The sequence below is a fragment of the Serratia sp. PL7 genome, from assembly GCF_945957435.1.
Genome location: NZ_CAMFLB010000018.1, coordinates 43803 through 58316, shown reverse-complemented (window position 1 = coordinate 58316; position 14514 = coordinate 43803). Strand labels below are relative to the sequence as shown.

14 protein-coding genes are annotated in these 14514 nt (G+C 54.6%); 10 read left to right on the top strand and 4 right to left on the bottom strand.

What is annotated here, in order from left to right; genetic code table 11:
• Nucleotides 1–100 precede the first annotated feature (100 nt).
• Nucleotides 101–817: a GntR family transcriptional regulator gene (locus N6G83_RS39545; RefSeq protein WP_024527265.1), complete on the top strand. Its 717-nt coding sequence runs from the start codon at nt 101–103 to the stop codon at nt 815–817.
• Nucleotides 818–873: 56 nt separating this feature from the next.
• Here the strand turns inward: N6G83_RS39545 and N6G83_RS39540 are convergent, their stop codons facing one another.
• Both N6G83_RS39540 and N6G83_RS39535 read right to left on the bottom strand, forming a co-directional pair.
• A complete protein-coding gene (locus N6G83_RS39540) occupies nt 874–1794 on the bottom strand; it encodes a L,D-transpeptidase family protein (protein WP_024531171.1) in 921 nt (306 codons plus the stop codon).
• Between the two features lie 178 nt (nt 1795–1972).
• Nucleotides 1973–2851 carry a helix-turn-helix domain-containing protein gene (locus N6G83_RS39535; protein ID WP_211135792.1) on the bottom strand — a complete coding sequence of 293 codons (879 nt, stop codon included), beginning with the start codon at nt 2849–2851 and terminating at the stop codon, nt 1973–1975.
• A 142-nt stretch (nt 2852–2993) separates the two neighbouring features.
• Here N6G83_RS39535 and N6G83_RS39530 point away from each other — a divergent pair, with 142 nt between their 5' ends.
• From N6G83_RS39530 to N6G83_RS39510, 5 genes are all read left to right on the top strand, one after another.
• Nucleotides 2994–3815 carry an AraC family transcriptional regulator gene (locus N6G83_RS39530; protein ID WP_065683666.1) on the top strand — a complete coding sequence of 274 codons (822 nt, stop codon included), beginning with the start codon at nt 2994–2996 and terminating at the stop codon, nt 3813–3815.
• 124 nt (nt 3816–3939) lie between these two features.
• Nucleotides 3940–4701: a hypothetical protein gene (locus tag N6G83_RS39525; protein WP_211135791.1), complete on the top strand. Its 762-nt coding sequence runs from the start codon at nt 3940–3942 to the stop codon at nt 4699–4701.
• A complete protein-coding gene (locus N6G83_RS39520; protein WP_211135790.1) occupies nt 4682–5410 on the top strand; it encodes an RES family NAD+ phosphorylase in 729 nt (242 codons plus the stop codon). The genes N6G83_RS39525 and N6G83_RS39520 overlap by 20 nt, the downstream gene beginning before the upstream one ends.
• A gap of 230 nt (nt 5411–5640) precedes the next feature.
• Nucleotides 5641–6717 (top strand): YncE family protein, encoded by a 1077-nt coding sequence (locus N6G83_RS39515; protein ID WP_211135789.1) that lies wholly within the window; start codon nt 5641–5643, stop codon nt 6715–6717.
• 298 nt (nt 6718–7015) lie between these two features.
• Nucleotides 7016–7285, top strand: a complete 270-nt coding sequence (locus tag N6G83_RS39510; RefSeq protein ID WP_037435676.1) for a hypothetical protein — start codon at nt 7016–7018, stop codon at nt 7283–7285.
• A 160-nt stretch (nt 7286–7445) separates the two neighbouring features.
• Here N6G83_RS39510 and N6G83_RS39505 read toward each other — a convergent pair whose 3' ends face one another.
• Nucleotides 7446–8237, bottom strand: coding sequence for a nucleotidyltransferase domain-containing protein (locus tag N6G83_RS39505; RefSeq protein WP_211135788.1), 792 nt, complete (start codon nt 8235–8237; stop codon nt 7446–7448).
• A gap of 4 nt (nt 8238–8241) precedes the next feature.
• Entirely contained in the window at nt 8242–9465 is a 1224-nt protein-coding gene (locus N6G83_RS39500; protein WP_211135787.1) for an RtcB family protein, read from the bottom strand.
• Nucleotides 9466–9654: 189 nt separating this feature from the next.
• Here N6G83_RS39500 and rtcR point away from each other — a divergent pair, with 189 nt between their 5' ends.
• From rtcR to N6G83_RS39480, 4 genes are all read left to right on the top strand, one after another.
• Nucleotides 9655–11232 carry an RNA repair transcriptional activator RtcR gene (rtcR, locus tag N6G83_RS39495; RefSeq protein ID WP_074028418.1) on the top strand — a complete coding sequence of 526 codons (1578 nt, stop codon included), beginning with the start codon at nt 9655–9657 and terminating at the stop codon, nt 11230–11232.
• An 83-nt stretch (nt 11233–11315) separates the two neighbouring features.
• Nucleotides 11316–11870, top strand: coding sequence for an isopentenyl-diphosphate Delta-isomerase (gene idi / locus N6G83_RS39490; protein WP_211135786.1), 555 nt, complete (start codon nt 11316–11318; stop codon nt 11868–11870).
• 200 nt (nt 11871–12070) lie between these two features.
• Complete coding sequence (locus tag N6G83_RS39485; protein WP_024531182.1) at nt 12071–14224, top strand: carbon starvation CstA family protein; 2154 nt, start codon at nt 12071–12073, stop codon at nt 14222–14224.
• A 69-nt stretch (nt 14225–14293) separates the two neighbouring features.
• Nucleotides 14294–14497 carry a YbdD/YjiX family protein gene (locus N6G83_RS39480; protein ID WP_021179159.1) on the top strand — a complete coding sequence of 68 codons (204 nt, stop codon included), beginning with the start codon at nt 14294–14296 and terminating at the stop codon, nt 14495–14497.
• Nucleotides 14498–14514 lie beyond the last annotated feature (17 nt).

Sequence of the window (14514 nt, the reverse complement as noted above, 5' to 3'; positions counted from 1 at the left end):
AGGACAACTTAACGAGGTATGGCGTTATTGGTTTGTTTATCCCTGGCCTGGGGCTAGAATGCGCACAGCAGATCCAACAACCAGCCGGGGACACCAAAGCGTGAGCAAAAAGCCTATTTATCGCCAGATTGCGGATACCCTGCGCCAACAGGTTGCCGATGGTGAACTCAAGCCCGGCGATGCGTTACCGACCGAGGCTTTACTGCGCGAACAGTACAACGTCAGCCGGGTAACGGTGCGTCAGGCGTTGAAATTACTGACCGAAGAACAGGTGATTGAGAGCATTCAGGGCAGCGGCTGGTACGTCAAAGAAGAGAAGGTGAATTACGATATCTATCAGCTCACCAGCTTTTATGAAAAGTTGGCGGATCGCAACGTGGAAACCCACAGCGACGTGCTGATCTTTGAAGTCGCCAAGGCCAGCCCAACCATCGCCGAAGCATTGCACCTGACCACTGAAGACAAGGTGTATTACGTCAAACGGGTGCGCTATATCAAGCAAAAACCAGTGACGCTGGAAGAGACCTGGATGCCGCTGGCACTGTTCCCCGACCTCAGCTATGAGGTGATGCAGAAATCCAAATATCACTACATCGAACAGGTCAAAAAGCGGGTCATTGACCGTAGCGAGCAGGAGATCATCCCGGTAATGCCAAGCGAAGATGTGGTGAAGGCGTTAGGGATTGATCCACAGAAACCGATCCTGGAGAAGGTCTCCACCGGTTTTCTCAACGACGGCACGGTGTTTGAGTTCAGCCGCAACTTCTTTAAAAGCGAAGATTACAAGTTCACCCTGGTGGCCAAGCGGATACGCTGAGCTTTTCCCATAAAAAAAGACGCCCGAGAGCGTCTTTTTTATCACAATAGCAAAAATCAGTTCACTTTAACCGGCATACCGGAACGCGCCTTGATGGCCGCGTCCACGACGCTCTGGTCAACGGCTGGATCCATCAGCACTTTGCCAACCGGCGCGGTGATGGTGATTGGCACTGGCTCTTTCGACTTCAGCTCATCTTCGTTGGCAGACAGCGGGTTGTGCACTTCCAGGTAACGTGAACCGTCTGGCTCTACGGAGGCCTTCACCGGCTCGTTGATGAACTGCACGCGAGTACCTACCGGTACGCTGTCGAACAGGTATTTGATGTCGTCAGCACGCAGACGCACACAGCCGTGGCTCACGCGCAGGCCGATACCGAAGTTGGCATTGGTTCCATGGACCGCATACAGACGGCCAACATAAAGGGCGTACAGACCCATCGGGTTATCCGGGCCTGCCGGGAATACCGCTGGCAGGATTTCACCATCGGCAGCGTACTCTTCACGCATTTTAGCGGTTGGCGTCCAGGTTGGGCCTGCTTTCTTGCGTTGTACGGTGGTGACCCAGTTCAGCGGCGTATCTTTACCCAACTGGCCGATACCAATCGGCAGTACCACGACGGTCTTGGTGCCTTTCGGGTAGTAGTACAGACGCATTTCTGCGCTGTTGATGATGATGCCTTCACGCGGGGCGTCAGGCAGGATCAACTGCTGTGGGATGGTCAGCGTGCTGCCTGGCAGCGGCAGGAACGGGTCAACGCCAGGGTTAGCTTCCAGCATGTTGCTCAAGCCCATCTGGTATTGAGCCGCAAAGCTCTCCAGCGGCAGTTTGCTGTCTGCAGGCACGGTGATCTGAATATTTTCCCCAACCAGACGGCTGTCTTTGGCGGGCAAAGGGTATACAACGGCGAAGGCAGCCTGGCTGAATGCAACCAGAGCGGTAAACAGGGTTAATAACGCGCGAATGCTCATTTTCATCTTCGTAGTAAAGTGGTGGCCGCACTGGCTAAAAATGGTATGTGTTCTGCCCGGCCTGGTTTGACCGGATGCGCATTATATGTGCACTTGCCGCCAAGATGGAAACATTACTCGCGCCGATACCTCACTTTTTTGTAGCCGGATATGGGGAAAAGTGTTCTTTTGGTAAATTCCTGCCTTAGCGTAGCCCACTGACCTCTTCGCTACGGCGGATCGGGATAAGATATTCACAGCTGATCGCCGCCTGTTCGTCACCGTAGCAAACGCCTAATGCCGGGTAAAAACGCTCAATATCCTGCCCTGGCCGCCGTACCGCATTCATCTGCGGAATGGCCGTGTCATACAGCCGGGCGATAAAGTTCTGGAGCCCTGCAACCTGCCCCTGATAGGCAAAGCGGGCATACTCCCCGGGTTCGATCGTCACCGTTTCACCTGCCGCCTCTTCCTCTGGCAGTGCCGCCGTATACACCATCTGTTGACGATCCCGCTGCTGGGTGTCTGCCTTCAGGCTCATCAGGCCATACGCGACGGTGGGTAATTCCTGTTCCGGATGCAGCAAATGCCGCCAGGCGTGTTGGCGTAGCCGCTTTTTCGAGGGCCCCAATTGCCCCAACGTGCAGCTACCCTGCTGAGTATGGCCGACTAGTTTCATCGAAGGCAGCACAATAATCTGCGCCTCTTGCATTGGCTCATGGGTCATATTCAACGGCGGTTGCAAACCATAACTAGGCCAGTCCACGCTGCGACGATAAGCCGCCGGTGGCAAACCAAACTGTTTTTTAAATCCACGGGTGAAAGTCTGCTGCGAATCGAACTGGTATTTATCTGCGATACAGGCCACCGTGGCGCTGGTCAGGCGCAACTCACGTGCCGCCGCCGTCAACCTTCTGCGCCGGGCATAGGTCCCCAACACTTCGCCGGTGTGCTGCTTGAACATCCGTTGCAGGTGCCATTTGGAATAGCCGGATTTGGCCGCGATGCTGTCCAGCGTCAAGGGCTGATCCAGGCTTTGCTCAATCCAGGCCAGAAGCTGACTGATAACATTTTCCTGATGCATGGCCTCTCCTCTGCGTTGTCGGTCATGAGCGTGTTACCACAAAACACGCCAGTGGCGCTTACTCTATCGACGTTGGCGCTAGACCACATTGCACAATCAAGACATAATATTGCTCAAATACGCCAATATGATAATTGTTCTCATGAAAGCCACTTGCCAGGATCCCAGACCCGATATCGATAACGTGCCCCGCGCCATCTTCGCGGTTCAGGCATCAAGCGTGCAGAAAGACTGGGAATGCACCCATCATCGCCACCGCAAGGCGCAATTGATTTACACGGTGCGCGGCATGATCCGCTGCGAGGTTGAAAATGGCCTGTGGCTGGTGCCACCACAATGTGCCTTGTGGATGCCCAGTAACGTCAGCCACAACGCGCGAGCTACCAGCCAAAGCGAGTGCTATTGCCTCTTCGTTGAGCAGGATGCCATCCCTGGTTTGCCACAAAACTGCTGCACCTTGACGGTATCTCCATTACTGCGAGAACTGCTGTTGCAGGCCAGCCAGTTCGATATTCTCTATCCGGAAGAGGGTCCGGAAGGCCGCATTGCGAAGGTTTTGTTGGATCAACTGGCCGCCGCGCCGCTGGAGAACCTGCACCTGCCGGTGTCCAATGATGCCCGCATCCGCCAATTGACCGAGCAACTGCTGGCCAACCCGGCCGATAAATCCACGCTGGGTCAGTGGGCGCAACGCATTGGCATGAGCGAACGTTCGCTCAGCCGAACGCTGCAACAGCAGATGGGCATGAGCTTTGGCCACTGGCGGCGGCAATTACATGTGATGCTGGCTCTGCAACGCTTAACGCAGGGGGAAAGCGTCCAGACCGTAGCGTTAGATCTCGGCTACGAGAGCGCCAGCGGTTTTGTCACCATGTTCCGTAAAGCGGTAGGTAAGCCTCCGGCCCGTTATCTGGCGGAAAAAGCCGCCGCAGACCAGGCGCTTGCTGGTGCGATAAGACTGTAAGCCCACACCTCGACCGATCATGTTGCTGCATCTGTTCTGGTTAATTCTTACACAACCTGCTATAACTGAGGATAGTTTGGTTAGAATAGTTAAAACGGTTAGCTTTAGCTAACAGGAGAAGAGAATGCTGGCCCGAGAAATCGACATCAACAGAGATGGCCTCAGGATCAGGGAAGATGGGCTGCAGATGGTCATCAGTAAAAGGAAAATGAAGGCGCAGAAGCCTTTCTTTCAGCTGAAAGTTGATATAGACAACTCAACGTCTCTCGGTGTGGTTGAAGAACACCTGAAAATCATGTTGCAAACTCTCCGCCAGGTTAGGGAAGCTGAAAATGATCATGGCGACGTTTGCCACATCGACGAGACACGTTTTGAAGCCATGTTTCATAGCCTGGAGCAACAGATCAATCCAGATGACACTGCCAGGATAATTCTTCCGCGGGATACGCAAGAGCCCGTCAACCACAGCGGGCTGGTTGATATTTCCAAGGTGGAACGCGGGCGTGAGCACATCCTGGCGGCCAGCGAATGGCTCACGGCAGAGCAGATTTCCCATCTGGCAGGCTTTGCTACCGAGAATCCCTCGGCCCAGCCAAGCAAATGGAAGAGTCATAACCGCATATTTTCATTGAAGAAAGGGGCAACACAACTCTTTCCCCGTTATGCGCTGGATGATAACTATCGTCCTCTCCCCGTGATGGCAGTGTTACTCGCCAGCTTTAAAAACCTGAAACGCGGCTGGGGGCTTGCCCAGTGGTTCGCGACGTCAAACAACCTGTTGGCTGGCCGCCGCCCCATGGAGATGTTGCAGTCATATCCGGCCAATGTGATTGCGGCGGCGGAATATGAAGCGAAAAGGATCGTCGATGGAGCAGAGCAAAGTTAAACAGAAGGGTGAGCCCAAAAAGGAAGATTTTGGTTCACCCGTTTTTCTTGGCCGCAAGATAGCCGCCCCTGGCAAGACCCTGCGGGTAAGAATCGAAGCCATCCCCAAAGGCACGGTGTTACATCGCTGCCATGATGCGCAGTACCCCGGAGACAGTTTTAATCCCGGCAGAATATTGCTTCCCCATGAGTACGGAGCCCGTTTCAGCCCTATCAGGGATGCAGCTTTGGATCTGATCCCCACCATGTACCTGGCCAGCAGTTGCGAAGCCGCTATCGCGGAATCGGTTTTTCACGATGTGGTCGCCACAGGCAAAACAGAATTTTTCGATTTACGCCCATTTACCCATATGCATTACATCCAGCTGAAACTGGAGCGGGATCTGAACGTCGTCAGTTGCCGAGCACAGGATTGTCTCTATATGGGCATCGATCGCGATGAATTGATCGGCAGTACCCAGCTCGAATACTCGCAAACCCGAGCCTGGTCACAGGCTATTTATCAACAGCATCATAACGTTGACGGAATGAAGTGGTACTCAAAAAGAAATGACGATCATTTTGCCATGATCCTGTTTGGCGGCCAACGGGTCATGGATAGTGAACTCTCGATAGCCGAACCCTCAAGCCGTCTCCTCAGCCATAAAGCCATTGGCCAAATTATCCAAAAGACCGCCGAGCGTCTGGGCCTGATCCTGACCGAAGAGTAGACACTGGCCGGATATTCTCTTCTCTCTGATTGCCCTAAACGTGACTCTTATCGCCCCAAGCAACAAAAGTGCTCCCCTTCCGTAAGAATAATGATTATCATTCACAAATATAGTGAGCCGCATGCAATGACATGACCGGCCAGATTTTGCTTTCGATTCAATGTTGAGCCCGATTTAGCCACCGAGCAGCAGCCCGGTGGCGGCCTGTATTTTGATCAAATGGAGCTTTTATGAACGCTATGATGACCACCAGCCGTAAGTTTGGCGGACGTGCGGTTTACCCTCTGTTGCTTCTCAGCAGCCTGATGTTTTCCACCTCTGTACTGGCACAGACAGAAACGGAACTGCTGCGTAAGCCGGTAGGTAAAGGCGCTTACGAGATGGTGTACAGCCAGGGCGAGAATGCGCTGTATCTGGCAACGTCACAGAGCCGCAAGCTGGATAAGGGCGGCATCGTCTATCGCCTTGACCCACAAACGCTGGATATCACGCAGATCATTCATAACGATATCAAACCGTTCGGTGCCGCCATCAACACCAAGACCGATACTCTCTATTTTGGTAACACCACCAGTAACTCGCTGACCGCGATCGACGGCAAATCCGGCGAAGTGAAAGGCCGCCTGGTGCTGGATGCGCGTAAACGCTCTGATACCGTGAAACCATTGGCCCCACGTGAGCTGGTGGCAGACGCGACCACAGACACCGTCTACATCACCGGCTTGGGCGAGTCCAGCGTGGTTTGGGTTGTGGATGGCAAGGATCTGACTCTGCGCACCACCATCACCGAAACCGGTAAATACGGTACCGGCCTGGCGCTGGATGCAGCGGCAAGCCGCCTGTATGTGACCAATGCCGATGGCGAGTTGGTGACTATCGATACCAAAACCAACAAGGTGCTGTCACGTAAGAAGCTGGATGAGTCGAAGGAGCACTTCTTCCTGAATATCAGCCTGGATCCGGCAACCCACCGTGCGTTCATCACCGATTCCAAGCAGCCGCAGGTACTGGTTGTTGATACCAACAACGGCAACATTCTGCAGAAGATCGACGTGCCGGAATCCCTGGCCGTGTTGTTTAACCCAGCACGCAATGAAGTGTACGTTACTCATCGCCAAGCGGGCACCGTGAGCGTGATCGACGCCAAGAGCTACAAGCTGTTGGAAACCATCAAGACACCAACGCATCCGAACAGCCTGGCACTGTCACCAGATGGTAAGACGCTGTACGTGAGCGTGAAGCAGGCTTCAAGCCGTGAAAAAGAAGCCACCGATCCAGATGACGTGATCCGCATTGCGTTGAAATAATAGCGTTATTCTCCCTCACCCTAACCCTCTCCCCAAGGAGAGGGAATCGAACGTGCTACGGTTTACGCCTGCGTTTGACCGCCACACCGCTGGGGTGAGGGAAGAATAGTGTCATGTTGTCTGCAGGCAACCTGGCTTTTTTATCCTTTGGCTCCCGCTAATGTCAATCCACGTCAAGCTCCTTGACGAAGCTTATCACTTAATTTACCTGAGCTTATCTTGAGCTCGCGATCGCGATGTCCTACGGTATCGGTAGTTTGAATGGATAGCTAACTGACCGTAAAAAGGATCAATGATCATGGTTAAGTCTTTGAGAAATCCGCTGATTGGTTTGCTGTGTTTGTCGACGGTGGGTTGTGCCAATATGACCAACGATGAGGTCGCGATCACCGGTGTGGTGATCGGGCTAGGTGCACTGGTCGCATTGGCACTGCTAAGTGATGGTGACGACGATAAGGGTCATAAAGTGCCGCCCCGCAAGGAGCATGGTAACAGAGGTGATCACAAAGGCGGTGATAAACATGGGTATGGGAAGGATCATGGAAAAGGTCATCCCGGACGTCGTTAATCCCTGGCAAAATCCGCAGACTCCCGAGACTACAGACATTTATTCATCGGCTCGCCAGCATATTGTTAAACGGACATATCATGCAGCGCCCCTTCGGTCGAACATGAGCGGTCCCTACTAACCTTGGCATTACCGGGGAGCCTTCCTTCTCCCCGGTTGATTACACCATCACCGTGCGATAAAGCAGTTCATCCAGCGATTTGTCGCTGCGGGCCGGGCTGTCGGGCAAGGCTTCCTGCCGGGCATCCGCCGTCAGCTCCTGCGTGATAAACGCGTGGATCCTTTCCCTACGCGGGCCGTACTCCGCCTCGCCTGCGCGCCGTTTCGCCGCCAGTAATTCATGGATTTCCGCCAACAGCAGCGGATCTTCCACCGTGTCAGCCAACAGTTGGTCAAAACGCATCGGCGGCACGCCCTTGCCCGCTTCTATCCAGCGCACCACCAGCAACGGGCGCAGCACGTAGAAGTATTTCTTCAGCCGTACCTGCTCCCCCTGCAAATAGCCACGGAAGTTTTTCCTGGCCATCGACAGGTAGTGCCAACGCGCCCGCTGCGCGGAGAACCATTCAGGCACTACACCTCGCAACGCCGCAACGCTCTCAGGGGCTTCCTGATATACCACCGGTGAATCCAACCACTCGATCAACGTTGGGTTGGCCCGCTTCAGCAGACCAAGCGCCTTGCGCCATTCCCAGCCACAGATATCCAATTCATGATCGATTGGTAGTTCGATCACATCCCGGTGTGGCTCCACCCGTAAATACCATTCCGGCGGGTGGACATACAAAAAGCGCACGTCGTAATCGCTGTCCGGCGAGGCAAAGCCCCAGCCGCGGCTACCGGATTCGCAGGCATAAAGCACCCGCACGTCGTAACGCTTTTCCACCTCACCCAGCACCTGCCGGACTCTTTCCCGCATGGCGCTATCCACGCCGTTTACTCGCTGTTCCATCACGTTATCCTTTTACGCATACCACCTGACGCAGGGTATGGACGATTTCCACCAGTGAGGACTGTGCCGCCATCACCGCATCGATATCTTTATAAGCCATTGGGATCTCATCGATCACCTCGCTGTCCTTACGGCATTCCACATGTTCGGTTGCCCGGATCTGATCGGCCACGGTGAAGCGTTTTTTTGCCGCCGTACGGCTCATGGTGCGGCCTGCGCCATGGCTGCAAGAGCAGAAACTCTCTTCGTTACCCAATCCGCGCACGATGAAGCTTTTCGCCCCCATAGAGCCAGGGATGATCCCCATCTGGCCTTTCTGCGCAGACACGGCCCCTTTACGCGTCACCAACACCGGCTCACCAAAGTGCGTCTCACGCTGCACATAGTTATGGTGGCAGTTCACGGCCTCTTGCTGGGTAGTGAACGGTTTGGTCACGATACGCGACAGCGCCGCCAGCACGTGCTCCATCATCACTTCCCGGTTATGGCGGGCGAAATCCTGTGCCCAATCCACGGCTTCCATGTAATCGTCAAAATGCTGGCTACCTTCCTCGAAATAGGCCAGGTTACGATCCGGCAAGTTAGCGATATGCTGTTGCATATCCTGCTGTGCCAAGGCAATAAACAGTGAACCGATGGCATTCCCCACGCCACGGGAACCGCTATGCAGCATCACCCACACCTGCTGCGTTTCATCCAGGCAGACTTCGATAAAGTGGTTACCCGTTCCCAACGTTCCCAGATGCTGATAATTGTTGGTTTTCAGCAACTGCGGATATTTGTCGGTCAAGCGCTTAAAGCGTGGCAGCAAAGTGGCCCAATGCTGATCGACCGTTTGCGGTGGCGTTTCCCAGGCCCCTTTATCTCTTCTTGAACGGGTCGAGGTACGGCCATGCGGCACCGCCTGTTCGATGGCGCTACGCAGCCCAGCCAGGCTATCCGGCAGATCGGCGGCCACCAGCGAAGTACGCACCGCAATCATGCCGCAACCAATATCCACGCCAACGGCCGCCGGAATAATCGCGCCACGGGTAGGGATCACACTACCAATGGTGGACCCCTTACCCAAATGCACATCCGGCATAACCGCCAAGTGTTTAAAAATAAACGGCATTTTCGCCGTATTCAGCAACTGCTCACGCGCTTCTGGCTCTACGGGCACGCCCTGTGTCCACATTTTGATCGGTGCGCTATTAACCGGTGCCATCAACTCATAATTATTCTTCATTCTTTAGTCATCCTTTTTCTTTTGACGTAGTGGATATAGCGAAAGGCGTGCCAACTCGGTCAAAAATACCCATTAAAAATACAATTAATTGATATTTAACCAATAAATAATTAATCACAGATGACTGGCGATGTTGCCAACAAGCCGGTATTTTATCTTTCAGGATAGTATTTTATCGCAAGGGATAATATGAAACGCAGGGTTGTGATTGGAGTGCTGGGCACCACGCTGGATAAACGTGGCAAACGGGAAAACCGCTGGAGCAAATGGCGGCCAACGGTGGGTCTGTGCCAGCAGCCCGATCTGCCGATCGATCGCCTGGAGCTGCTGCATCAGCCGCGCGATAAAGGCATGGCGCAGCAGGTGGCGGAAGATATCGTAGCGGTTTCGCCAGCCACTCAGGTGGTGTTACAGGAAGTGGCACTTAAAGATCCCTGGGATTTGGAAGAGGTGTACAGCGCCTTTCTGGATTTCGCCAGCCGCTATCCGTTTGATACCGAGAACGAAGACTATCTGGTGCATATCACCACTGGCACCCATGTGGTACAGATCTGCTGGTTCCTGCTAACAGAGGCACGATACCTGCCTGCTCAACTACTGCAAACCGCCCCCGGTGACAAAGCCGATCGCCCGTCTCCCCAAGGGATTTACTCGGTGATCGATCTTGATCTCAGCCGCTATACCGCCCTCACCAGCCGATTCCTGCATGAGCAACAGCGCTCGGTGTCGTTCCTCAAAGCCGGTATTGAAACGCGCAACGCTACCTTTAACACGCTGATCGACCAGATTGAGCGCGTCGCCCTGCGTTCAAATGCGCCCATGCTGCTCACCGGCCCCACCGGAGCCGGGAAATCCTTTTTGGCCGAGCGTATCTATCAACTCCGGCATTCTCGCCATCTGGTAAAAGGCCGTTTTGTCGCGGTGAACTGTGCCACCCTTCGCGGCGATAACGCCATGTCGACCCTGTTCGGCCATGTGAAAGGGGCGTTCACCGGTGCGTTGCAGGCACGAGCAGGCCTACTGCGTGAAGCCGACGGCGGCGTACTGTTCCTTGATGAGATCGCCGAGCTGGGGTTAGACGAACAGGCGATGCTGCTGAAAGCCATCGAGGAAAAAACCTTCTTCCCCTTTGGGGCCGATAAAGAAGCCAGTAGCGACTTCCAGCTGATTGCCGGCACCCATCGTGATATGCGCGACTGGATAGCTCAAGGCCGTTTCCGTGAGGATTTATACGCCCGTATCAATATGTGGACCTTCCCACTGCCCGGCCTGGCTGAGCGCCGCGAAGATATCGAGCCGAACATCGATTACGAATTACAACGCTTTGCTCGCAGCAACCAGACGCAGGTCCGTTTCGACAAAGACGCCAGACAGCGTTACCTGGCTTTTGCCCGTTCCCCACAGGCGGTCTGGCGCGGCAACTTCCGTGAGCTGGGATCTTCCATCGCACGCATGGCAACGTTGGCAGAGCAAGGGCGCATCAACCAGCCTTTGGTCGATGAAGAAATCGCCCGGCTGAAATCCCATTGGCAGGGGAACACCAGCGTGCAATTACCTGTCGAGCTTGCCGATATCGATCTGTTCGAGCAAAGCCAGTTGGAGACGGTGCTTAACGTGTGCCGAGCTTCCACATCACTTTCCGAAGCGGGTAGACAGCTGTTTGCCGTCTCGCGCCAGCAGAAAAAGCAGCCCAACGATGCAGACCGGCTGCGTAAATACCTGGCGCGCTTCGGTCTGAGTTGGGATGAGGTGCGAAATAGAGGCTGAATGGGCGCAGCATGAAGTGCCCCCTACATTAAGACACGGGTGTTATAGTAATAGTCGTACATCGCGATTAAATTGGAATTTTCATGACCCAGCAGCATGTCGTTTTACTTGATGAACAAGGTCAACCCACCGGCGTGATGGAAAAATATGCGGCCCACCAGCGACAAACGCCCCTGCATCTGGCTTTCTCCTCCTGGATCTTCAACCCGCAAGGCGAGTTGCTGATCACCCGCCGAGCGCTGAGCAAAAAAGCCTGGCCAGGCGTTTGGACTAACTCGGTCTGTGGCCATCCGCAGTGGCAGGAGAGCACCGAACACGCTATCGAGCAACGCTGTTTGTATGAAGTGGGCCTGAGCGTGGAACAGATCACCGCCATCGACCCCGATTTCCGCTACTGCGAGACAGACGCCTCCGGCATTATGGAAAACGAAATCTGCCCGGTTTACGCGGCATTGGCTACGGGTGCCGTTGCAGCCAGAGCAGATGAAGTGATGGACTTCCACTGGGTTGATTTACGCGCGTTGATCGCTGCGGTAACGGCAGCCCCCTGGGCCTTCAGCCCTTGGATGGGGCAGCAGTTGACGAATGCCAAAACGGAGCAAAACCTGATCGCCTTCGCCACTCACACTTCTGCCTAAACCACTCACCCCGCCATTCCAACCGTTCGCCAGCGTATAAAACCGCTGGCTGAAATTCAGATGTCTTTCCCTATCCAGCCTGGCAATGATGAGCTGTTCCTAAACCTGACCCTAACCAGGGGAAGACGCTACAGCTAAATGTCCGACATCTAAGAATCGGATTTATCACTCAATTTTTGCAGATAGGATAAGGATACCTCATGAAACGCGAGGGGATTTTAAAACACCTCCCATGGATGCTGCTGGGGATACTCGGGGCTTCCTGCCTGGGTGTCATCGCATTGCGCCGTGGCGAAAGTATTAGTGCACTGTGGATCATCGTTGCTTCGGTAGCGGTCTACCTGGTGGCTTATCGCTACTACAGCCTCTACATCGCCACCAAGGTGATGCAGTTGGACGCCACCCGCGCTACACCGGCGGTGGTAAACAACGACGGCCTGAACTACGTCCCCACCAATAAAAACGTGCTGTTCGGCCACCACTTTGCGGCAATCGCCGGTGCGGGTCCGTTGGTTGGCCCAGTGCTGGCAGCACAGGTCGGCTATCTGCCCGGTACGCTGTGGCTGCTAGGCGGCGTGGTGTTGGCGGGGGCGGTACAGGACTTTATGGTGCTGTTTATCTCCTCACGCCGTAACGGTGCCTCGTTGGGCGAGATCATCAAAAAGGAAATGGGCCCAATCCCTGGCACCATCGCGCTGTTTGGCTGCTTCCTGATCATGATCATCATCCTCGCGGTGCTGGCGCTGATCGTAGTGAAAGCCTTGGCCGAAAGCCCATGGGGCGTGTTCACCGTCTGTTCTACCGTGCCAATCGCGCTGTTTATGGGCGTGTACATGCGCTTCCTGCGCCCTGGCAAGGTGGGTGAAGTGTCGGTCATCGGTATCGTGCTGTTGATCGCCTCCATCTGGTTCGGCGGCGTGATTGCCCACGACCCATACTGGGGCCCGGCGCTGACCTTTAAAGACACCACTATCACCTATACGCTGATTGGTTATGCCTTCGTTTCTGCCCTGCTGCCGGTATGGCTGATCCTGGCTCCGCGTGACTATCTGGCCACCTTCCTGAAAATCGGCGTGATCGTCGGGCTGGCGATCGGTATCGTGATCCTCAACCCTGAGCTGAAAATGCCTGCGGTAACGCAGTTCATTGACGGCACCGGCCCGGTCTGGAAAGGCACCCTGTTCCCGTTCCTGTTTATTACCATTGCCTGTGGTGCCGTTTCCGGCTTCCACGCGCTGATCGCTTCAGGTACCACACCGAAACTGCTGGCCAACGAAATGGACTCCCGCTTTATCGGTTATGGCGCCATGCTGATGGAATCCTTCGTTGCCATCATGGCACTGGTCGCGGCTTCTATCATCGAGCCTGGCCTGTACTTCGCCATGAACACCCCACCGGCGGCACTGGGCATCACCATGCCAGACCTGCACCGTCTGGGCACCGAAGATGCACCGATGATCATGGCCTCTCTGCGTGATGTCTCCGCGCATGCTGCCGCAACCGTCAGTTCCTGGGGCTTTGTGATTACCCCTGAGCAGATCCTGCAAACGGCCAAAGACATCGGCGAACCTTCGGTACTGAACCGTGCCGGTGGCGCGCCAACTCTGGCAGTCGGTATCGCTCACGTGTTCCATCAGGTCATCCCTGGCGCGAACATGGGCTTCTGGTATCACTTCGGTATTCTGTTCGAAGCGCTGTTCATCCTGACCGCTCTGGATGCAGGTACCCGTTCCGGTCGCTTTATGCTGCAAGATTTGCTGGGTAACTTCGTGCCATTCCTGAAGAAAACCGATTCGCTGGTGGCCGGTATTGCCGGTACTGCAGGCTGCGTTGGCCTGTGGGGTTACCTGCTGTATCAAGGCGTGGTCGATCCATTGGGCGGCGTCAAGAGCCTGTGGCCGCTGTTCGGCATCTCCAACCAGATGTTGGCTGCCGTAGCACTGGTACTGAGCACCGTAGTATTGATTAAGATGAAGCGCACCAAGTACATCTGGGTGACCGTGATCCCAGCAGTTTGGCTGTTGATCTGTACCACCTACGCGATTTGCCTCAAGCTGTTCAGCGACAATCCGCAGCTGGAAGGCTTCTTCTACCAGGCTAGCCTGTACAGAAACAAAATCACCGAGGGCGGTGCTGAACTGACCGTACAGCAGGTTGCCAACATGAACCATATCGTGGTGAACAACTACACCAACGCCGGTTTGAGCATCCTGTTCCTGCTGGTGGTGTACAGCATCATCTTCTTCGGTATTAAAACCGCCATGGCGGCGCACAAAAACCCGAAACGCACCGATCAGGAGACACCATACGTGCCGGTTCCTGAGGGTGGCGTCAAAGTTTCGTCGCACCACTGATGGTGATTTGATGGATACCCTGCATAATGATAATACGTTATGTAGGGTATTTTTCTTTGGAGTGAACCCATGTTCGGAAACCTCGGCCAGGCGGGTAAATATCTCGGGCAGGCTGCACGCATGTTAGTGGGCGTGCCTGACTACGATACCTACGTCCAGCATATGAAAGACAACCATCCGGACAAGCCGGTGATGACCTATAAAGAATTTTTCCGCGAACGCCAGGATGCCCGCTACGGTGGCGATGGCAAAGGCGGTATGCGCTGTTGCTAGTTAAGTAAGTACAAGGA